The 23,871-nt window shown below is 75.0% G+C and carries 3 protein-coding genes; all 3 read left to right on the top strand.

Translation table 11 applies throughout. From position 1 onward, the window contains the following. Positions 1 to 769 precede the first annotated feature (769 nt). The 3 genes from ACIOC1_RS23900 to ACIOC1_RS23890 all read left to right on the top strand — a co-directional run bounded on the left by ACIOC1_RS23900 (position 770) and on the right by ACIOC1_RS23890 (position 23,806). Positions 770 to 988, top strand: coding sequence for an MbtH family protein (locus ACIOC1_RS23900; protein WP_188285961.1), 219 nt, complete (start codon positions 770 to 772; stop codon positions 986 to 988). Between the two features lie 376 nt (positions 989 to 1,364). Further along, a complete protein-coding gene (locus tag ACIOC1_RS23895; RefSeq protein WP_401856295.1) occupies positions 1,365 to 16,142 on the top strand; it encodes an amino acid adenylation domain-containing protein in 14,778 nt (4,925 codons plus the stop codon). Continuing rightward, positions 16,139 to 23,806 carry an amino acid adenylation domain-containing protein gene (locus ACIOC1_RS23890; protein WP_401856294.1) on the top strand — a complete coding sequence of 2,556 codons (7,668 nt, stop codon included), beginning with the start codon at positions 16,139 to 16,141 and terminating at the stop codon, positions 23,804 to 23,806. Before ACIOC1_RS23895 ends, ACIOC1_RS23890 begins: the two co-directional genes overlap by 4 nt. Positions 23,807 to 23,871: the final 65 nt, after the last annotated feature.

Genomic DNA, 23,871 nt, shown 5'->3' with positions numbered 1-23,871 from the left:
TTGCCGCCGACGACCCATCGGACCGGACCGGGCCGCACCGGGCCGTCCGGCCGGTCCGGCGGTCACGCGTCGCCGCGCGTACCAGGAATGCTGAGCAGTCCGCCTACGCGCGTCCGCGTCGCCGTACGCGCAAGGTCGTAGATCTCAGCTCCCACGCCCCTCACGCGCCCCTCCCGTGCCCCGAGTGCAACCGGCGCGCGGGGGGCGCGCGGCACCCGGCGCCCGCACGGCGCATTTCCTGGCGCGCACCTGTGACGTGCGAATTCCCCGCGGAGCGGAATCACCGAATCCGGTGGCCTATGCCAGCCGCTCTTGCCGAATAATCCGTGATGCCGCCCGGTCGATTACCGATGTACGGATTTGGCCATTAACGAGCGCCGCCGATTCCGCGCCGTCGTTTCGGGCGCCAAGGCGGCGAGCTTTACGTGATGCGATGCCCTGGCATTTATCTACGGCCTGGCCGGTCCGCTCCGCCGCCGTCGAAGAAGGCGCAGTTCGGGGCGGGGTGCACCCGGTAATCGAAAATATGTCCGCCGCCGCCGGGGCCTATATACCCCGGTTCTTCGATCTGAATCAGGTCAGGAGGAAGTTCGTACCCCCAACAGGTGAAACCGGCCAATCGTCGGCCTCCCGGCAGTCTTTCCGTCCGAAGAAGTCGGCTGTTGTACTCTGACGATGATGCGAATAGGGACAGGGCTGTGCCGCCCCGCGCTTTACCGGGGCCCGTACGGCGAGAAGAAACGGAAAACTGAGGGAAGGTGGAGCGGCCATGGTTAATCCTTTCGACGACGACTCGGCTCGGTTCGTCGTATTGGTGAACGACGAGGGACAGCACTCCCTGTGGCCCGCACATCTCGACCAACCCGGCGGCTGGCACGCGGACGGCCCGGAGAGATCCCGTCAGGAGTGCCTGGACGCGATCGAGAAGTCCTGGATCGACATGCGGCCCACGAGCCTGGTGCGCGCGATGGAGGCGGACGTCCGGTAGGCGGAATCCCGGGTCGGCACCCGTCCTCGTCGGGACGGGTGCCGACCCCGTCCCTCGCGCTTCCCGCCGCCTCGGTGAGCGGGTCCGACCGAAGGTGACCGCACGCGATCACTTTCGGTCCGTGAATGCTCTCTTTCGTCGCGGGTGTTTCACCGGGACCATCATCCGGTCCTTCGCGGCGTCATCCGCCGCGCGCGGCAGGGAACGCCCTTCGCCGCGAATCGCCGCGCCGGCGGAACCCGAGTGCCCGACGCGATGACGCGGGCGCGCTTTCGGCCCGCCTCCCTCGGCACGGCGTCGGCGGCCTTTTTATCGACGGGCTGATTTCGTCGTTTCTCCGCACCGTTCCAGAATCTCCCCGAAGGGGTCGACCGGCATGCATGAAGACAGCTCCTTCTCAGAAGACAGTTCCTTCCCGGCGGACAGCGTTTCCCGGGATCTCTTCGAACTGACGTCGGCCCAGCAAGGTGTCTGGTACGGGCAGTTGATCGATCCGGACAGTCCGAAGTACAACATCGGGGAATGCCTGGAGATCCGCGGCGACCTCGACGAGGCGCTTTTCGCCGCCGCGCTCGGCCGGGCCGTCGCCCACTGCGACAATCTCCACCTGCGGTTCGAGACCGGCGACGACGGCGTCCGGCAGTACGTCACCGACCGCCCGGCCACCGCGACCGACCGGGTCCGCCTGATCGACCTGTCCGGGGCGGAGGACCCGGCGGCCGAGGCCGAGGCGTACATGGCACGGGACATGGCCACCGTCGACCGGCTCGACGCCCCGTCCCACCACTTCGCGCTGCTGCGTCTGGCCCCCCGGCTGCGCTACTGGTACGTGCGCTACCACCACATAGCCATCGACGGCCTCAGCGGCGGCGTGGTCAACCACCTCGTGGCCGACCTCTACGCGCGTGCGGTCCGCGGCGAGGACATCACCGCCGTCGACCTCCCGGCCGCCTCACTGCGCGAGCTGGTGGCGGACGAGCTGGCGTACCTCGGGTCGGAGCGCCACCGCGCGGACCGGGCGTACTGGATCGACACCTTCGCCGGGCCGACCGCCGAACGCGGGACGGACGCGGCCGGGACGGCCGGGACAGCGGCACCGGTGGGAACGGCACGAACGGCGGGAACGGCGGACGAGGCGGAAGCCCGCGGCGGCGCGCCGCTCATCCGCCGCCGCGCCGCGGACCTGCCGGACGCGGGCGCCGCCGCCCCGCAGGGCGCGGGCCCTGCCGCCCCGCTGCACACCGGCGAGTCGCTGCCCGTCGCTGTCCTGGACGGCCTACGACGGCTCGGCTCCGCCCGCCGCACCACCTGGACGGCCGTCGTGGTGAGCGCGGCCGCCGCGTACGTCGCGCGGGCCACCGGCCGCGAGGACGTCACCGTCGGGCTGGCCTCGAACGGTCGGCACAGCGCGCTGCGGCACGCCGTCGGCATGACGGCCAACGTGCTGCCGATCAGGCTGCGCCTGCCCGCCGACCGGACCGTCGGCGACCTGATCCGGTCGGTGTCCGCCGAGATGGCCCGCGCCCTGCGCCACCGCCGCTACTCCCGCGAACAGCTCGCCCGCGAGGTGGACGCGGGCGACGACGCCGCGCGCCTGACCGATCTCGTCGTCAACGTCATGCCCTACAACTTCGACCTCGACCTCGCGGGCAGCCCCGCCACCTCCCGCGTGCTGTCCATCGGACCCGTCGACGACGTGTCGCTCTTCGTCTCCGAACGGTCGGAGGGCATAGGCCCGCTGATCGGGCTGGACGCCGCCCCGGCGCTCTACCACCCCGACGACGTCCTGCTCCACCAGCACGCTCTCGTCTCCTTCCTCACCGCGCTGGCGGCGGCGGACGCCGACACCCTGCTGCGCGACCTGCCGTTCCTGGACGACGACGCGGCCGAGGCGGTCCTCGCCCAGGGCCGCGGCGCGCAACTGCCGCCGCGCACCGCCGCGGCGAACCTGCCCGAGGCGTTCGCCGCCCAGGCGCGCCTGACCCCGGACGCGACGGCCGTCGTGGACGGCGCCCGCACGCTCTCCTACCGCGAACTCGCCCGCACCGCGGACGCCCTGTCCCACGCCCTGGCGGGCTGGGGCGTGGCCGCGGAGGACCGGGTCGCGGTGCTCCTGGAACGCTCGGCCGCGGTGGTGTCCGCCACCCTCGGCGTGGTGGGCGCGGGCGCCGCCTACGTGCCGATGGACCCGGCCTGGCCCGCGGAACGGCTCAGCGGCGTCCGCGGCGTCGCGGACGTACGCGCCCTGGTGGTCGACGAGGCCGCCGCCGCGCAGCCGTGGGTGAAGGAGGCGGCGGCCGGTCTGCCGGTCGTCGTCGTCGACAGGACCGGCGCCGTCGTCCGCGGCGGGCCGCCGTCCCCGACGCCGCCGCCGAGGGCCGGACATCCCGACCGGCTCGCGTACGTGATGTTCACCTCGGGCTCGACCGGTCTGCCCAAGGGCGTTGGCGTCACGCACGGGGACGTTCTGGCGCTGGCGGCCGACTCCGCGTGGCACGACGGCGCGGTGGAAGCGGTGCTGATGCACTCGGCGTATGTCTTCGACGCCTCGACGTTCGAGATCTGGGCGCCGCTGCTCAGCGGCGGCCGGATCGTCGTCGCACCCGAAGGCGTCCTGCACGCACCGGTCCTGCGCGACATGGTGGAGCGCCACGCGGTGACCGCGCTGTTCCTGACCACCGCCCTGTTCAACCTGGTGGCCGAGGAGGAGCCGACGGCGTTCGCCGGACTGCGCCTGGTCTGCTCCGGAGGCGAGGCCGCCGCTCCCGACCTGCTGCGACGGGTGGCCGTCGGCGCGCCCGACGTGACGGTGCTGCACGTGTACGGGCCCACCGAGACCACCACCTTCGCCACCCGCCACCACGTCACCGCCGACCCGCTGCCGGGACCGCCGCCCATCGGCCGGCCCCTGGACGGCATGCGCCTGTACGTGCTCGACGACGCCCTGCGCCTGGTGCCGCCCGGCGTGGTGGGGGAGCTGTACGTCGGCGGCTCCGGTGTGGCGCGCGGCTACGTCGGCCGCCCCGACCTGACCGCGACCCGTTTCGTGGCAGACCCGTTCGGTACGGGGGGCGGCCGGATGTACCGCACCGGCGACCTCGTGCGCTGGACCGCGGGCGGCCAGGTGGAGTACGTCGGCCGCGCCGACGGCCAGGTCAAGCTCCGCGGCTACCGCATCGAGCCCGCCGAGATCGAGTCCGTCCTGCTCACCGCGCCGGGTGTGCGCGCCGCGTGCGTCGTGGTGCGCGAGGACACGCCGGGCGACCGGCGGCTGGCCGCCTATATCGTGCCGTCGGCCGACGTCCGCCCCGACGAGGAGTCCCTGGTCCGGCACGTCGCACGCGCCCTGCCCTCGTACATGGTGCCCTCGGTGTTCGTCCCGCTGGACGCGCTGCCGCTGAACCCCAACGGGAAGGTCGACCGGCGCGCCCTGCCCGTGCCGCCGGCCGCGGTCGCGACCGGCCGTGCCCCGCGCACCCCGCGCGAGGAGGTGCTCGCCGGGCTGTTCGCCGACGTCCTGGGCGTGGCCGCCGTCGGCATCGACGACAACTTCTTCGCGCTGGGCGGCCATTCGCTGCTGGCCACCCGGCTCACCGGCCGGTTACGGGCGGCGCTGGGGGCCGAACTCGACCTGCGCACCCTCTTCGACCACCCGACGGTCGCCTCCCTCGCCGGGGTCCTCGACACCGCTCGCGCCCGCGGACCGGTCCTCGCCCCGCGCCAGCGCCCCGACCCGTTGCCGCTGTCCTTCGCGCAGCAGCGGCTGTGGTTCCTCAACCGCGTCGAGGGCCGCCCCGGCAGCACGTACAACGTCCCGCTCGTCCTCGCGCTCGACGGCGACCTGGACGTGCGGACCCTGCGCGAGGCGCTGGCCGACGTGGTCGACCGGCACGAGAGCCTGCGCACCGTCTTCGCCGAGGAGGACGGCGTCGCCCGGCAGGTGATCCGGCACGGCGCCGACGCGGCGGCGCTCGTCCCGCTCACGGTCGCGCACGCGCCGTCCGAAGAAGGCGGGGCAGGCAGGGCAGACGGGGCAGGCGGGGCAGGCGGGGCAGCGGCAGCACGCGACGACGGCGCGGAAGGCGCGGAAGCCGGCGCGGGCCGGGGAAGCGAGCAGCGCCAGGAGCATGCCGCCGCCTGGGCCGAGGAAACGGTACGGCACCTGACCTCGCTCCCCTTCGACCTCGCAGGGGACGCCCCGCTGCGCGCCCACCTGCTCGTGCTGGGCGCCGACCGGCACGTCCTGGTCCTCGTCCTGCACCACGTCGTCGCCGACGGCTGGTCGCTGGCCCCGCTCGTGCGTGACCTCGGAGCCGCCTACCGGGCCAGGACCGCGGGCGCGGACGCCCCCGACTGGCCCGCGTTGCGCGTGCAGTACGCCGACTACACGCTCTGGCAGCGCGAACTGCTCGGCGGCGACAGCCCGGACGGCCTGGGCGCACGCCAACTCGCCTTCTGGCGGGAGGCGTTGGCGGGCGCGCCCGACCTCCTCGACCTGCCGCTCGACCGGCCCCGGCGCGCGGTGCCCACCCACCGCGGCGGCGCGCACCCGATCGAACTGCCCGCCGCCACGCACACGGCGCTGGTCCGGCTCGCCCGCGCGTGCGGCCGTACCCCGTTCATGGTCCTCCAGGCGGCCCTCGCGGTGACGCTGCACGCGTACGGCGCGGGCACCGACATCCCGCTGGGCACCGCGGTGGCCGGACGTACCGACGAAGCGCTGGACGACCTGGTCGGCTTCTTCGTCAACACCCTCGTGCTGCGCACCGACCTGTCCGGCGACCCGACCTTCCGCGAACTGCTGGACCGGGTGGGGCGGTTCGACCTGGCCGCCTTCGGCCACGCCGACCTGCCCTTCGAACGGCTGGTGGAGGAGCTGAACCCGGAGCGCTCGGGCGACCACCACCCGCTCTTCCAGACCATGCTGGTCCTCCAGAGCCAGCGGCAGGCGCGGCTCGACCTGCCGGGCGTCACCGTCCACGACCGGTCCGCGCACACCGGGATCAGCAAATTCGACCTGACCCTCTCGCTGACGGAGGCCGACCCCGACCCCGACGGCGACCCGGCCGAGGCGGCCGGCATCAGCGGGTATCTGGAGTACGCCGCCGACCTCTTCGACCCGGACACCGCCCGCGACCTGTGCGACGGCTTCGTCCGTGTCCTCACCCAGGCCGTCGCCGAACCCGGCCTCGCCGTCAGCGCGTTGGAGCCGATGGCGCCCGGCGCGCGGGCCCGGCTCCTCGGCCGCGGACAGGGCGAGCGGCGACCGCTGCCGACCCGTACCGTGCCCGAGGCGGTACGGGAGTGGGCCCTGCGCACACCCGGCGCCGTCGCGGTGCGCGACGCGGGCGCCAGCCTGACCTACGCCGCTCTCGACGCCCGCGCCGACAGCCTCGCCCAGGTACTGCGCGAGCGAGGGGTCGGCCGCGAGAGCCTCGTGGCCCTGGCCGTACCGCCGTCCGTGGACACCGTGGTGGCCATGCTGGCGGTCCTGCGGGCGGGCGGGGCCTACCTGCCCGTCGATCCGCGGTACCCGGCGGCGCGCATCCGGCAGATGCTCGACGACGCCGGGCCCGTCCTGCTGCTCACCACCGGGCGGATACGCGAGGACCTGCCCGTCGGCGGCCCGCCCCGGCTCGCGCTCGACGACCCGGCCGACATGGCGGCCGGCCCCATGGTGCGGGACCCGAGACCGTCCCATCCGGCCGACCCCGCGTACGTCATCTACACCTCAGGTTCCACCGGCCGCCCCAAGGGCGTGGTCGTCCCGCACGGCGCGCTGGCCAACCACATGGCCTGGATGACGCGGCACTTGGACGTCACCGCGGACGACCGGGTGCTCGCCCGCACCTCCACCAGCTTTGACGCGTCCGTCTGGGAGGTGTGGCTCCCGCTGGTGAACGGCGCCGAGGTCTGCGTGCTGCCGCGCGAGGCCAACGAGGAACCCCGTGAACTCGTCTCCTGGATGAGCAAGTTCGGAGTGACCCTCGCCCAATTCGTGCCCTCCCACCTGGCCCTCGTCCTCGCCGAGGCCGGGAGCCACGCCCCGCTGCCCGACCTGCGCGCCGTGCTGTGCGGCGGCGAACCGCTGCCGCACGCCGTCGCGGCCGAGGTCGCCGTCCAGTGGCGGGTGCCGACGCACAATCTCTACGGGCCGACCGAGGCGACCATCGACGCCACCGCCCACCGCGTGCCGGACGCGACGACCGCGCCCACCGGCCCGCACGCCCGGCCCGCCGCGCCCGACGAGCCGTCCGCCGCGCCCGCCGCGTCCGAGACCGTGCCGATCGGCCGCCCCGTCGACACCATGCGCGGGTACGTCCTCGACGACCGGCTGCGGCCCGTCCCGCCCGGTGTCACGGGGGAGTTGTACCTGGCGGGCCCCAACCTCGCGCGCGGCTACCTCGACCGGCCGGGGCTGACCGCCGCCCGGTTCGTCGCCGACCCCTTCGCCGCCGACCTCGCCGCCACCGCCACAACAGCCGCCACCGGCGCTGACCTCGCCGCCACCGCCGACCCCGGCGACCCGACCTCCGCCGCCGGTGCCCGGATGTACCGGACGGGCGACCTCGTGCGGTGGAGCCGCGACGGCCTGCTCGAATACCGGGGCCGCGCCGACGACCAGGTCAAACTCCGTGGTTTCCGGATCGAGTTGGGCGAGGTCGAGGCCGAACTGGCGGCCCTGCCCGGCGTCACGGCCGCCTGCGCCGTCGTCCGCGAGGACGTCCCCGGCAGGCCCGTCCTGGTCGCGTACGCCGTCACCGGCGACCCGGCACCGCAGGGTCCCGGCCTGCGCGACGCGCTCGCCGGGACGCTGCCCCACCACATGGTCCCCTCGGCGGTCGTCGTGCTCGACGCCCTTCCGCTGCTGCCCAACGGCAAGGTGGACCGCCGCGCCCTGCCAGAGCCCGCCGCGGGCACCGGCGGCCCGAGCGCACCGGGACGGCGCACCTTCCAGGAGGAACTGCTCGCCGGGATCTTCGCCGACGTCCTCGAAGTGCCCCAAGTACGGCCCGGGGACAGCTTCTTCGACCTCGGCGGGCACTCCCTGCTCGCGATGCGCGTCGTCAGCCGTATCCGCACCCTGCTGCACGCCGACGTCACCCTGCGCAGGCTGTTCGAGCACCCGACCGTCGAGGAGCTGGCCCGCGTCCTGGACACGCCGGGCCGCCGCCGACCCGCGGTGCTGCCCGTCACGCGGCGGCCCGACCCGCTGCCGCTGTCGTTCGCCCAGCGCCGCCTGTGGTTCCTCAACCGGCTGGAGGGCCCCAGCTCCACGTACAACATCCCGCTCGTCCTGCAACTGCGGGGCGCCCTGGACGCGGACGCCCTGCGCGGCGCGCTGCGCGACACCGTCGCCCGGCACGAGGCGCTGCGCACGGTGTTCCCCGAACGGGACGGCGTACCACACCAGTTGATCCTGCCGGCCGACACGGCCGCGCCCGCGCTGCCCGTCACGAGCACCGCCCCCTCGCGGCTGGAGGCGGCCGTCCTGGACGCCGTACAGGAGCCGTTCGACGTCGGGACCGACCTGCCGCTGCGCGCGCTGCTGCTGCGCTCTGCGCCCGAACACCACGTCCTGGTCCTGGTGTTGCACCACATCGCGGGCGACGGCTGGTCGCTGGCCCCGCTCGCCCGCCACCTCGGCGACGCCTACCGGGCGCGCCTGGCGGGCGAAGAGGGCGGCACGGCGCCCGGCGCGCGGCTCCAGTACGCCGACTACACCCTGTGGCAGCACGCCCTTCTCGCCGAGGACGGAAGCGACAGCGCCGTCGAGGACCCCGCCGCCCACGGCGACAGCCTGCTGCGGGAACAGCTCGACCACTGGCGCGCCGCCCTCGACGGGCTGCCCGTCCTGATCGACCTGCCCTCGGACCGGCCGCGCCCGGCCGTCGTCGACCCGAGGGGCGCGGTGCACGCCTTCGACGTGCCGCCCGCCGTGCGCGACGGCCTGCTGAAGCTGGCCAGGCAGTCGGGGAGCAGCCTGTTCATGGTGCTCCAGGCGGCCGTCGCCACCCTGCTGAGCCGGCACGGCGCCGGGGACGACATCCCGCTCGGCACCCCGGTGGCGGGCCGCACGGACGAGGCGCTCGAAGACCTGGTCGGGTTCTTCGTCAACACCCTCGTGCTGCGCACCGACCTGTCCGGCGACCCCACCTTCGCCGAACTCCTCACCCGTGTCCGGGAGTTCGACCTGACGGCCTACGCGCACCAGGACATACCCTTCGAGCGGCTGGTGGAGGAGCTCAACCCCGCCAGAGCGCGCGACCACCACCCGCTGTTCCAGACCATGCTCGTCCTGCAGAACCAGGACAGTCCCCGCCCCGACCTGCCCGGCGTCGCCGTCGAGGACCGCCTCGTCCACAACGGCCTGAGCAAGTTCGACCTCACCTTCGCCTTCTCCGAGGAGCCCGCGGGGGCCCCCGATGCGGACGGCTCGCTGAGCGCCGGAATCGAGTACGCCACCGCGCTCTTCGACCGTGCCACCGTCGAAACCCTCGCCGCGCGCCTGGTCGGGCTGCTGGAACAGGTCGTGGCCGATCCGGACCTGCGCCTGGCCGCGTACGACCTGATGACGCCGGACGAACACACCCGCATCACGCGCTGGGGCACCGGCCGCGCCCTGCCGACCGGCCCGGAGGACGGCACCCTGACCGCCGCCTTCGCCGCCCAGGCGCGGCGCACACCGGACGCCGTGGCCGTCGTCGCCGACGACACCACCCTCGACTACGCGGGACTCGACCGGATCTCGGCCGACCTCGCCGGGGTGCTCGCCGGTCTCGGGGCCGGTCCGGAGACGCGGGTCGGTGTGCTGCTCGACCGGTCCGCCGCGGTGGTGTCGGTGTCCCTCGGCATCGTCCGCTCCGGCGCCGCCTACGTCCCCCTCGACAGGCGCTGGCCCGACGAACGCCACAGCCAGGTCGCCGACATCGCGGACATCCGCCTCCTCGTCGTCGGCGAGGAGGCCGCGCGATCGCCCCGGGTCGCCGCCGCCGGGACGCCGGTCGTGGTCGTGGACCGGCTCGGCCGGGTGCTGTCCGGAGCGCGCCGCCCCGCCGCCCCGGCCCCCGTGCCCGGCCCCGCGACCCTGGCGTACGTGATGTTCACCTCGGGCTCGACCGGTCTGCCCAAGGGAGTTGGCGTCACGCACGGGGACGTCCTGGCGTTGGCGGCCGATTCCGCGTGGCACGACGGCGCGGTGGAAGCGGTGCTGATGCACTCGGCGTACGTCTTCGACGCCTCGACGTTCGAGATCTGGGCGCCGCTGCTCAGCGGCGGCCGGATCGTCGTCGCACCCGAAGGCGCCCTGGAGGCACACGTCCTCGACCACGCCGTCCACGAGCACGGCGTGACCGCCGTCTTCCTGACCACCGCCCTGTTCAACGTGATCGCGGAGACCGATCCCGGTGCCTTCGCGGGGCTGCGGCTCGTCTGCGCCGGTGGTGAACTTGCCTCGCCCGACCTGATGCAGCGCGTCGCCCGGGTCGCGCCCGGAGCGCGACTCCTGCACGTGTACGGGCCCACCGAGACCACCACCTTCGCCACCCGCCACCACGTCACCGAGGATCTGCCGACCGGGCCGCCGCCCATCGGCCGCCCGCTGGACGGCATGCGCGGTCACGTCCTCGACCACCACCTGCGTCCGGTGCCGCCCGGTGTCACGGGCGAGCTGTACCTGGCAGGACGCGGCGTGGCGCGCGGGTACATCGGCCGCCCCGACCTGACCGCCACGCGCTTCGTGGCAGACCCGTTCGGTACGGGGGGCGGCCGGATGTACCGCACCGGAGACCTCGTGCGCTGGACCGCGGGCGGCCAGGTGGAGTACGTCGGCCGCGCGGACGGCCAGGTCAAGCTGCGCGGCTACCGCATCGAACTGGGCGAGATCGAAGGGGCGCTGGCAGGCTGCGAGGGGGTCGCCGACGCCTTCGCCATGGTCAGGGAGGACACCCCCGGTGACCGCCGGCTGGTGGCCTACGTGGTGCCCGCGGCCGACGGCCGCCCGGAGGCCGGTGCGCTCGCGAGCGCCCTCGGCCACTCGCTGCCCGCCTACATGGTGCCGTCGGCCTTCGTCCTCCTCGACACGCTGCCGCTGACCCCCAACGGCAAGGTCGACCGGCACGCGCTCCCCGAACCCGCCCGCCGCGCGCCGGTCCGCACGCGGGCCGCCCGCACCGCCCGCGAGGAGATCGTCCGCGGCCTGTTCGCCGACGTCCTCGGACTGCCCGCCGCGGCGGCCGACGACGACTTCTTCGCACTGGGCGGCCACTCGCTGCTCGCCACCCGCCTCGCCGCCCGCGTCCGCACCGCGCTCGGTGTGGAGATCGAGGTCAGAGCCCTGTTCGAGCATCCCACCCCGGCCCGGCTCGCCGACGCTCTCGACGACGCGCGGCGGGCCAGGACGCCGCTGCTGCGGGCCGCCTCCCGCCCCGACCCGCTGCCGCTGTCCTTCGCGCAGCAACGGCTGTGGTTCCTCAACCGGTTCGAGGGGCCCAGCGCCACGTACAACGTGCCGATGGTGCTGCGGCTGGACGGTCCGCTCGACGCGGACGCCCTCGCGAGCGCCGTGGCCGACGTCGTCGAGCGGCACGAGAGCCTGCGCACGGTCTTCCCCGACACACGGGGCGTGGCACGCCAGGTGGTGCGCGCCGCCGACGACGCGGACATCGACCTCGCGCCGCGCGACACCGACCCCGGGCGGCTGGACGAGGCGCTGAGCGCGGAGGTGGCGCACACCTTCGACGTGAGCACCGGCCTCCCGCTGCGGGCGCGGCTGCTGCGGCTGGCCGACGACGCCCACGTCCTGGTCCTGCTGGTCCACCACATCGCGGGCGACGGCTGGTCGCTGGCCCCGCTCGCCCGTGACCTGGGCCTGGCCTACCGGGCCCGCGTCGCGGGCGAGGAGCCCGGCTGGACCGAACTCGCCGTGCAGTACGCCGACTACACGCTGTGGCAGCGGGAACTGCTCGGCGCCGAGGACGACCCGTCCAGCCGGGCCGCGCGCCAACTGGACTTCTGGCGCGGCGCGCTCGACGGCGCTCCCGAACTCCTCGACCTGCCGTACGACCGGCCGCGCCCCGACGTCACCTCGCATCGCGGCGACGCGTTCTCCTTCGCCGTGGACGCCGGTACCCATCGGGCGCTGGCGGACCTCGCCCGCGCCCGCGGGTGCAGCCTGTTCATGGTGCTCCAGGCCGGTGTGGCGGTGCTGCTCTCCCGGCACGGCGCGGGCGAGGACATCCCGCTCGGCACCCCCGTGGCCGGGCGCACCGACGAGGCGCTGGACGACCTGGTGGGCTTCTTCGTCAACACCCTCGTGCTGCGCACCGACCTGTCGGGGAACCCCACCTTCGGCGAAGTGCTCGACCGCGTACGGGAGTTCGACCTGGCCGCCTACGCCCACCAGGACATTCCGTTCGAACGCCTGGTGGACAGCCTCGACCCGGTCCGCGCCCAGAACCGGCACCCGCTCTTCCAGACCATGGTCGCGCTCCAGAACCAGGCCGACGCCGCCGTGGACCTGCCCGGCCTCACCGTGACCGGGCAGCATGTCGGCACCGGCATCAGCAAGTTCGACCTGACGTTCACCTTCACCGAGAAGCGCGACGAGGTGAACGCGCCCGCCGGTCTCGACGCGGTCCTGGAGTTCTCCACCGAACTGTTCGCCCACTCCACCGCGCACGGCCTGGCCGACCGCCTCACCCGGCTCCTCGGCGCGCTCGCCGCCGAGCCGGAGCGGCCGGTGCACACCGCCCCCGTCCTGGCCGCCGACCGGCGGGCGGCGCTGCTGGCGGCCGGGCACGGCCCGCTCCGGCCCGCTGCGGGCACGATCCCCTCGGCGTTCGCGGCCCAGCGCGCCCGGACCCCGGAGGCCGTCGCGGTCCGCGCGGGCGCGCGGACCCTGACCTTCGCCGAACTCGACGCGCTCTCCGGCGAGTTGGCGGACCGCCTGCGCGGTCGCGGGGTCGGCCGCGGCGACCTGGTCGCCCTCGCGATGCCCGGCACCGCGGACCAGACGGTCGCCATGCTGGCGGTGGCCAAGGCCGGGGCGGCCTATCTGGCGGTCGACCCCGAGTACCCGCGGGCCCGTATCGCCTTCATGATCGACGACGCCCGTCCCGTACTGCTGCTCACCCGCGGGGCCACCGCGCCGCAGGACCTGCCCGTACCCGTCCTGGACCTGGACGTGGACCTGGACCTGGACCCGGGGGCCGTGAGCACCGGCGCGGCCGGTCGGAATGCTGTGGCGGCCGACCCGCGCGACGCGGCGTACGTCATCTACACCTCGGGCTCCACCGGGCGCCCCAAGGGCGTGGTCGTCACCCACGGCTCCGTCACCAACCACATGGCGTGGATGGCCGCCCACCTCGAACTCACCGACGACGACCGGGTCCTCGCCCGCACCTCACCGAGCTTCGACGCCTCCGTCTGGGAGACCTGGCTGCCGCTGCTCCACGGCGGTGCCACCTGCCCCGTGCCGCCCGCGGCCAACCACGACCCGGCGGGACTGCTGGCCCTGATGCGCGAGACAGAGGTGACCGTCGCGCAGTTCGTGCCCTCGCACCTCTCGCTCCTGCTGGCCGAGACCGCCCCCGGCGACGCGCCCGAGAGCCTGCGCGCGGTGCTGTGCGGCGGCGAGCCGCTGACCCGGACACTGGCGGAGCGCGTCGGCCGCGACTGGCGGGCGCGGGTGCACAATCTCTACGGCCCGACCGAGGCCACCATCGACGCCACCGCCCACCGGTGGGACGGGCGGCAGGACACCGACGGGTACGGGGAGAGCGTCCCGCTGGGCCGCCCCGTCGACAACACCCGCGCCTACGTCCTCGACAGCGGCCTCCAGCCCGTGCCGCCCGGCGTCACCGGGGAGCTGTACCTCGCGGGCGACGGCCTCGCCCGCGGCTACCTCGGCCGCCCGGCGCTGACCGCGGCGCGGTTCGTCGCCGACCCGCACGGACCCGGCGGCGCCCGGATGTACCGCACGGGCGACCTCGTCAGATACGGCGCCGACGGCGAGCTCACCTTCGTCGCCCGCGCCGACGAACAGGTCAAGCTCAACGGCCTGCGCATCGAACCCGGCGAGATCGAGGCCGCCCTCACCGGCCTGGACGGGATCGCCGCCGCGTGCGTACTGGTCCGCGAGGACATACCGGGGGAGCGGCGCCTGGTCGCCTACACCGTCCCCGACCGGCCCGGCGCCCCCACCGACCGCGAACTGCGCGACCGCCTGGCAGCGGAACTGCCCGCCTACATGACACCCGCCGTCTTCGTCCCGCTGGACGCGCTGCCCCTGCTGCCCAACGGAAAGACCGACCGCAAGGCGCTGCCCGCTCCGGCCCGGCCCGCCGCCGCCCGGCCCGGAGGACAGCCGCGCACCGCGTCCGAGCGCGTGCTCTGCGAGGTCTTCGCCGCGCTGCTGCACACCGACACCGTCCGTACCGACGACGACTTCTTCGGTCTCGGCGGCGACAGCATCCTCTCGATCCAGCTCGTCAGCCGCGCGCGGGAGGCCGGGCTGAGCGTCACACCGCGCGACGTGTTCGCGCACCGCACGCCCGAGGCGATCGCGGCCGTCGCCCGAACCCTCGGCCAGGACGTGCCGGCCCAGGCCGTACCCGGCTCCGGCGAACTGCCGGCCACGCCCATCGCCGCGTGGCTGCTGCGACGGCCCGGCACCATCGACGGGTACAACCAGTCAGGGGTGCTGCGCACACCCGCGGGAGCCGACGAGGACAGCGTCGCCGCCACGCTCCAGCGCCTCATCGACCACCACGACACGCTCCGGCTGCGGGCCGTCAGGACCGGCGAGGACGGCCCCGTGCTCGACGTGCTGCCGCCCGGCGCCGTGAGCATCCGCCGGCGCCTCACCCGTGTCGATGTCGCGGGACTCGACGCCGACGCCGTCCGCACCGTCCTCGCCGAGGCCGGGGAGCGGGCCCGGCGGCGGCTGCGGCCCGCGGACGGCCACGTGATCGAGGCGGTCTGGTGCGACGCGGGACCGCACGCGCGCGGACGGCTGCTGCTGGTCGTGCACCACCTCGCCGTCGACGCCGTCTCCTGGCGCGTCCTCGCCGAAGACTTCGCCACCGCCTGGCACGCCGTCACCTCGGGTCCGCCCGAGGACGGCCTGCCCGCCGTCGGCACGACCTACCGCGGCTGGGCGCGGCTGCTCGCCGCCCAGGCGCTGGAACCGGCGCGCGAAGCGGAACTCCCGCTGTGGGAAAGGGCCTTGAGCACCCCCGCGCCCCGCCTGGGAAACCGGCCGCTCCACCCCGACCTGGACACCGCCGACCGGACCCGCACGGTGACCACCCGGCTGCCCGCCACCTGGACCGCGCCGCTGCTCACCGACGTGCCCGCCGCCTTCCACACGGGAGTCGGCGACGTCCTGCTCACCGGCCTCGCCCTCGCCCTGAACTCCTGGCAGGCCCAACGGGCGGCCGACGGCGGCCCGTTGCCCGGCGGCACCGGCGTGCTCCTCGACGTCGAGGGCCACGGACGCGAGCAGATCGCCGACCACGTCGACCTGTCCCGTACCGTCGGCTGGTTCACCAGCCTCTACCCGGTCAGCGTCGATCCGGGACCCGTCGATCCCCGCGACCCCGGGCGCTTCGGCCCCGCGCTCGTGGACCGCGCGCTCAAACGCGTCAAGGAGCAGTTGCGGGCCGTGCCCGACCACGGCCTCGGATTCGGGATGCTGCGCCACCTCAACCCGGCCACCCGCCCCCGGCTCGCCGCCCTGCCGGAACCGCAGATCGGCTTCAACTACCTCGGCCGGTACACCACTTCGCACCAGGACACCGCCGGGGCCGCGCGGCAGGACGCGGGCGCCGACTGGGAAGTGCTGCTCGACGGCGGCGGCCCGCGCGCCCAGGACCCGGACATGCCCGTCCACCACGTCCTCGACATCAACGCGCACACCGAGGACCTGCCCGACGGCCCGCGCCTGGTGACCCGGTGGACGTGGGCCGCCGACCTGATCGCGGAAGAGGAGATCGACGCCCTGTCCGACGCCTTCGGACGCGCCCTGCGCGCCATCGCCGAGCACACCGAACAACCCGACGCGGGCGGCTACACGCCCTCCGACCTACCGCTGGTCTCGCTCGACCAGGCCCAGATCGACCGGCTTCAGAACAAGTGGGGTGGACACAAGTGACCGGGTTCCAGTTGGAGGACGTACTTCCGCTGACACCGCTTCAGTCGGGGATGCTCTTCCACGCGCTGTACGACTCCGCCGCCGTGGACGTCTACACCGCGCAGTTCGTCTTCGACCTCGAAGGCGCCGTCGACGTCGCAGCGCTGCGCGCCGCCATCGCCGCCCTGCTGCGGCGGCACGCCAACCTGCGGGTCGGTTTCCTGCACGAGGACCTGGACGAGCCCGTACAGGCGGTCGCCGCCACCGTCCCCGTACCGCTGGAGGAACTCGATCTGACCGGGCGGGACGGCGCGGCGGCGGGCGAACGGCTCGGCGCGTTCCTCGCCGCCGACCGGACCCGGCGCTTCGACCTCACCTCCCCGCCGCTGATGCGGTTCACCCTGGTGCGCACCGCCCCCCGTCAGTCGCGGCTGGTCATGACGAGCCACCACATCCTGCTCGACGGCTGGTCGACACCGCTGCTGGTACGGGAGCTGTTCGAGCTGTACGCGAGCCGCGGCGACGACACCGCGCTGCCCCGCCCCACCCCGTACCGGACCTACCTGGCCTGGCTCGCCCGGCAGGACCGCGCCGCCGCCCTGGACACCTGGCGCACCGCCCTGGCGGGCCTGGAGGCCCCGACCCTGCTCGCCGGGCCCGGCCGGACGCGGACGGCCGCCACCGACGACCTGCCCGGAACGCTCGTCCTCGACCTGGACGCGGCCACCACGACCCGGCTGCGCGAGACCGCCCGCGCCCACCGGCTCACCGTCAACACCCTGGTCCAGGGCGCCTGGGGACTGCTGCTGACGCACCTCACCGGGCGCGACGACATCGTCTTCGGCACCACCGTCTCCGGCCGCCCGCCCGAGATACCCGGCGTCGAATCGATGATCGGCCTGTTCATCAACACCGTGCCGGTACGGCTGCGCCTGGAGCCCGGCGAGACCCTGGCCGCGCTCCTGACCAGGCTCCAGGCCGAACAGGGCCGCCTCCTGGACAGCCAGTACCTGGGCCTGACCGACATCCGCGGCGTCACCGGACTGGACGAACTCTTCGACACCCTCGCGGTCTTCGAGAACTACCCGGTGGACGCCGCCGCGCTGAGCACCGCCCGGCGCGGACTGCCCGGCCTCGACCTCACCGGCTTCACCGGCACGGACGCCGCCCACTACCCGCTCACCCTCACCATCGCGCCGGGCGACCGGCTGAGGATCACCTTCGGCTACCGGGCCGCCGTCCTCGACCACGACGACGTGGCCCGCACCGTCGCCCGCGTGCGGCGCGTGCTGACCGCGATGGCCGACGGCCTCGACCGCCGCGCCGACACCGTCGACGTCCTCCTCGACGGCGAGCGCGAACGGCTGCTCGCCCTCGGGCGCGGCGCCCCGCTCCCCGTCGGCACCGTGGACACCAGCGTCTGGGACACCGTGCTGCGCCACGCCGCCGACCACCCCGACCGGCCCGCCGTGACCGGCGCGGGCGAGCCGTTGTCGTACCGCGAACTGGCCGACGTCGCGGGGGAGACGGCCCGCGCCCTGACCGGCCTCACCACCGCGTCCGGCAGCCGCGTCGGTGTCATGACGGAGCGCTCGGCCGCCCAGGTCACCGTGTCCCTGGCCGTGCTGGGCGCGGGCGCCGCCTATGTGCCGCTCGACCCGCGCTGGCCCGACGAACGGCTCACCCGTGTCGCCGAGGCGGCCGGACTGCGCGCCCTGGTGGTCGACGAGGCCGCCGCCGCCCATCCGTGGGTCCGCGGTCTCGCCACCGCCCTGCCGACGCTGACCGTGGACGCCGCGGGTCGGGTCCGCGCAGGCGCGCCCGCCGCCCCCGGAACCCTGCCGGAGGTCACCGGGGGAGCCCGGCTCGCGTACGTGATGTTCACCTCGGGCTCCACCGGCCTGCCCAAGGCCGTCGGCGTCACCCACGCCGACATCGCCGCGCTGGCCGCCGACCGCGTCTGGCACGGCGGCGCGGCCGACGCCGTCCTGCTGCACTCGGCGTACGTCTTCGACGCCTCCACCTTCGAGATGTGGGCGCCGCTGCTCAGCGGCGGCCGGGTCGTCGTGGCCCCGCCCGGCCCCCTCCAGCCCGCCGTGCTCCGGGACCTCGTGGCCCGGCACGGCCTGACGTCGGCGTTCTTGACCACCTCCCTGTTCAACCTCGTCGCCGAGGCCGACCCGGACGCGCTCGGCCTGCTCCGCACGGTCGCCTCGGGCGGCGAGGCCGCCGCCCCCGGCGTCCTGCAACGCCTGGCCGCCGCCCACCCCGGCACCGCCGTCCTCAACGTGTACGGGCCCACCGAGACGACCACCTTCGCCACCCGCCACCAGGTGCGCCCCGAGGACGGCCCCGACGGCGCGCCGCCGATCGGCGGCCCCACCGACGGCACCCGCGCCTACGTCCTGGACGCCGCGCTGCGCCCGGTCCCGCCGGGAGCCGAGGGCGAACTGTACGTCGCGGGCCCAGGCGTGGCGCGCGGCTACCTGGAGCGGCCCGCCCTGACGGCCACCCGCTTCGTCGCCGACCCGTTCGCCGCCACCGGGGACCGCATGTACCGCACCGGCGACCTCGTGCGCCAACAGCCCGACGGCGCCCTCCAGTACGTCGCACGGGCCGACCAGCAGGTCAAACTGCGCGGCCACCGCATCGAGCCCGGCGAGATCGAGGCGGTGCTGCGCGCCGACCCGTCGGTGCGGTCCGCCTGCGTCATGGTGCGCGAGGACCTGCCCGGCGGTCGCGGACTCGCCGCGTACGTCGTCCCCGCGCCCGGCCGCACCCCCGACCCCGACCTGCTCACCGCGCACGTCGGCAGCCATCTGCCCGGCTACATGGTGCCGACCGCGATCCAGGTGCTCGACGGCTTCCCGCTGACCGTCAACGGCAAGCTGGACCGGGCGGCCCTCCCCGCGCCCGCCGCCCCTGACCTGGCCCCGGTCCGGGCCCCGCGCGACGCCCACGAGGAGATCCTGACCGGCCTGTTCGCCGACGTGCTCGGGGTGCCCCGGGTCGGCCCGGACGACAGCTTCTTCGCGCTCGGCGGCCACTCGCTGCTCGCCACCCGCCTGGTGGGCCGCATCCGGACCGCCCTGGCCGCCGAGACCGAGATCCGCACGCTGTTCGACCACCCCACCGCCGCCGCCCTCGCGACCGCGCTGAAGGACGCGCGCCGCCCGGCGCGGCCCGCGCTCGTCCCCCAGCCCCGCCCTGCCGTCCTCCCGCTGTCGTACGCCCAGCGCCGCCTGTGGTTCCTGCACCGCCTCGAAGGGCCCTCGGCGACGTACAACATCCCCTTCGCCGTACGCCTGGACGGGCCCCTCGACACCGGCGCGCTGCGCCGGGCCCTGCGCGATGTCGTCGTCCGGCACTCCGCCATGCGCACGGTCTTCCCCGAGCACGACGGCGGACCGCGCCAACTCATCACGGCGGCCGACGACGTCCGCCTCGTCCTGGCAGCGGAGACCGTCGAGCCGGACAAGCTGCACGACCGGGTCAGGTCCGCGGCGGCCGAACCGATCGACATCGAGCGGCAGTTGCCGCTGCGGGCGACTCTGCTGCGGCTGGCCGACGACGCCCACGTCCTGGTCCTGGTGATCCACCACATCGCCTCCGACGGGTCCTCCATGGCGCCCCTCGCCCGTGACCTCGCCGCCGCCTACCGCGCCCGCGTCGGCGGACGGGCCCCGGCCTGGGCCGAACCGCCCGTCGACTACGCCGACTTCACGCTCTGGCAGCGCCGGCTGCTCGGCGACGAGCAGGACCCCGACAGCGCCATGGCCCGCCAACTGCGGTACTGGAAGCAGGCGTTGGACGGTCTGCCGCACCTGGTCGAACTGCCGTGGGACCTGCCGCGCCCCGCCGTCCCCCGGCACACCGGCGCCAGCCACGACTTCGTCCTGGACCCCGACGTGGCCCGGCGCGTCACCGACCTCGCCCGCAGCCGCGGCTGCACGGTCTTCATGGTGCTCCAGGCGGCCCTGTCACTGCTGCTGTCCCGGCACGGAGCCGGTGACGACATCCCGCTGGGCACGGCGGTCGCCGGACGCACCGACGAGGCCGCGACCGACCTCGTGGGCTTCTTCGTGAACACCCTCGTGCTGCGCACGGACCTGACGGGCGACCCGACGTTCCTCGAACTCCTGGACCGCGTCAAGGACGCCGACCTCGCGGCCTACGCCCACCAGGACGTCCCCTTCGAGCGGCTGGTCGAACTGCTCAACCCCGCGCGCTCGCAGAACCACCACCCGCTCTTCCAGACCATGCTCGTGCTCCAGAACCACGCCCCCGCCGCCCCCTTCGACCTGCCCGGCCTCACCGTCTCCGGCCTGCCCGTCGATCCGGGCGTCAGCAAATTCGACCTGTCGTTCACCTTCACCGAGACACCCGCCGGTACGGGTACGGGTACGGGTACGGGTACGGCGGACGGTCAGGACGCGTCCGGCGCGTCCGGCCCGTCCGGCGGCATGCACGCGACCGTGGACTACGCGACGGAGCTGTTCACCGAGGCCACGGTCGGCGCGCTCGCCGAGCGCCTCGTCGTCCTGCTCGGCGAGGTCACCGCCGACCCCGGCCGCCCGCTGCGGACCTACGACGTCCTCGGCCCCGGCGAACGCGCCCGGATCGCCGCCCTGGGCACAGGACCGGCCGACGACCTGCCCCGCCCGACGGTCCCCGAACTCTTCGCCCGGCAGGTCCGCCGCGCCCCGGACGCCCCGGCGGTGCGCGACGCGGCCACCACCCTCAGCTACGCCGAACTCGACGCGCGCGCCGACGCCCTGGCCCGCCGTCTCCTCGCGCGGGGCATCGGCCCCGAGGACCGGGTGGCCGTCGCGCTGCCCCGGACCAACGACCTCGTCGTCGCCCTCCTCGGCGTCCTCAAGGCCGGTGCCGCCTATCTGCCGCTCGACCCCGACTACCCGGCCCAGCGGCTGTCCTTCATGCTCGACGACGCCGGGCCGCGGCTGCTCCTCACCACGGCCGACGTCGGCGCCCGCCTCCCGGAGACCGCCGTACCGCGCCTGGTGCTCGACACCCCCGAGGCGGACGGTGCGCCGGTCCCGCGGCGCGGGGACACCGCCGTCCCGCCGCGTGCGCTCCCGTCGCATCCCGCGTACGTCATCTACACCTCCGGCTCCACCGGCCGGCCCAAGGGCGTGGTCGTCACCCACCAGGGCGTCGGCGCCATGGCCAGGACGCAGCGCGACCGGCTCCGGGCCGGTCCCGGCAGCCGGGTCCTCCAGATGGCGTCGGTCAGCTTCGACGCCGCGTTCTGGGAGCTGTGCATGGGGCTGCTGTCCGGCGCCTGCCTGGAGATCGGGGAACGCGAGGCCCTGCTGCCGGGACCCGCCCTCGCGGACGCCGTCCGCACGCGCGGCATCACCCACCTCACGCTGCCCCCGGCCGCGCTCGCGGTGATGGAGCCCGGCTCCCTGCCCACCGGGATCACCCTGGTGCTCGCGGGCGAGGCGTGCCCGCCGGAGCTGGCGCGGGCCTGGGCGCGCGGGCGGTACCTCGTCAACGCCTACGGCCCCACCGAGACGACCGTCTGCGCCACCATGAGCGGCTTCCAGCAGGCGGACGGCGCCCTCGCCCCCGACCGCACGGTCCCCATCGGCCTGCCCGTGGACGGCACCCGCGTGCACGTACTGGACGACCGGCTGGCACCCGTCCCGTCCGGTGTCATCGGCGAGTTGTACGTGTCGGGCGCGGGACTGGCCCGCGGCTACCTCGGCAGGGCCGCCCTCACCGCGTCCCGCTTCGTGGCCGACCCGTTCGACCGCTCCGGCGGCCGTATGTACCGCACCGGCGACCTGGTGCGCCGTACGGCCGAGGGCCAGATCGTCTACGTCGGCCGCGTCGACGACCAGGTCAAGCTCCGCGGATTCCGGGTGGAACCCGGTGAGATCGAGGCCGCGATCACGGCGCTGCCCGGCGTCGCGGCGGCCTGCGTCGTCGTCCGCGAGGACCGGCCGGGCGACCGGCGCCTGGTCGCCTACACCGTGGCCGCGCGCGGCGGGACGGCCCCCGACGAGGCGGCGATCCGCGCCCGGCTCGCCGACACGCTGCCCGGCCACATGATCCCGGCCGCGTGCGTCCGGCTCGACGCGCTGCCGGTCACCCCCAACGGGAAGACCGACCGCCGTGCCCTGCCCGCGCCCGGCCACGCCGCGCCCGCCGCGTCCAGGCCCCCGGCCACCGACCGCGAACGCGAGCTGTGCGCGGCGTTCGCGCAGACGCTCGGCGTGCCCGAGGTCGGGGTGACGGACGACTTCTTCGCCCTCGGCGGCCACTCGCTGCTCGCGGTGACCCTGGCCCGCAGGATCGAGGAGCGGTGCGGCCGACGGCCCTCGCTCAGGGCGCTGTTCGCGGCGCCGACGGTCGAAGGCGTCATCCGGTCGCTGGACGGCGCGGCGGACAGAGGTCCGGCGGCGCCGGACACCACGCCGACCGGGCCGGGCGAGGGCCCGGGCGAGGGACCGCTGGACCCGGTCGCGTCGTACCTCCTCGCGGAGGTCCGGCTCGCCCCCGACATCACGGGCGGTGCGCGCCGGACCGCGCCGGTGCCCGCTCCCACCCGCTCCCGCCCCGCCGCCCGCCCCCTGCTGACCGGCGCTTCCGGCTTCCTCGGCGCGTTCCTGCTGCGCGACCTCATCGAGGCCACGGACGGCCCCGTCGACTGCCTGGTCCGCGCCGACGGCCCGGACCACGCGGCGCACCGGCTGCGGGCCAACCTGGAGCGCTACGGCCTCTGGCGCCCCGCCTACGCCGACCTGGTCCGTCCCGTCCCCGGCGACCTGGCCGCCCCCGGCCTCGGCCTGTCGCCCGACGACCGCGCCGCCCTGGCCCGCCGCCTCGGCCCGGTGCTGCACAACGGCGCCCGGGTCAACTTCGCCGCCCCGTACGGCGATCTGCGCGCCCCCAACGTGGCCGGTACCGAGGAACTGCTGCGGCTGCTCGCCGACTCCGGCTCACCGGGCATGCACTACATCTCGACCACGAGCGTCTACGCCCCGTCGTCCGATCCCGACGCCGCGCCCGTCACGGAGTCGACGCCGACCGGCCCGGCCGCCGACCTGCCGGGCGGCTACGCGCAGAGCAAGTGGGTGGCCGAGGGGATCGTCGACCTGGCACGCGCCCGCGGCCTGCCGGTCACCGTCTACCGCCCCGGCCGGATCAGCGGCGACACCGCCACCGGCGCCTGCCAGGACCGCGACCTGCTCTGGCAGCTCATCAAGGGCTGCCTCCAGGCCGGGGCGGTGCCGGACCTGCCGCACGGCTCGACCGACTGGATACCCGTCGACTACGTCAGCGCGGCCGTCGTGGCACTGGCCCGCTCCGCCGGGACCAGTACCGCCATGCCCGTGTACCACCTCACCAACCCGGACGCCCCCGACCTGCGGACCGTCTTCGAAGTGGCCGCCCGCCTGGGCCACGACCTGCCCACCGTCCCGGTGGCGCGGTGGCGCTCCCGCGTGGCGGCGCAGCCCGACAACGCCGCCCAGCTCCTGCTCGGCGACGACGCCCCGCTCGCCGGCTCCGCCCCCTCCCACCACCGCCGCTTCGACTCCCGGCGCACCGCCGCGCAAGCCGCCGCCGCGGGCGTCCACCTGCCGCCCCTGACCGACACGGTGCTCACCCGCTACCTCACCCACGGCCACACCACCGGCTACCTCCCCACCCCCTGACCCGGCCCCGTCCGCGCCGCGACCGACCGACCCCTCAGGACCCGCGCCTCCCGAAACGCGGTGGC

Origin of the sequence: Streptomyces sp. NPDC088197 (genome assembly GCF_044741185.1) — a bacterium.
Taxonomy (GTDB): domain Bacteria; phylum Actinomycetota; class Actinomycetes; order Streptomycetales; family Streptomycetaceae; genus Actinacidiphila.
Note: the sequence above shows the minus strand (reverse complement) of the source record. Positions and strands in the feature narration are given on the sequence as shown.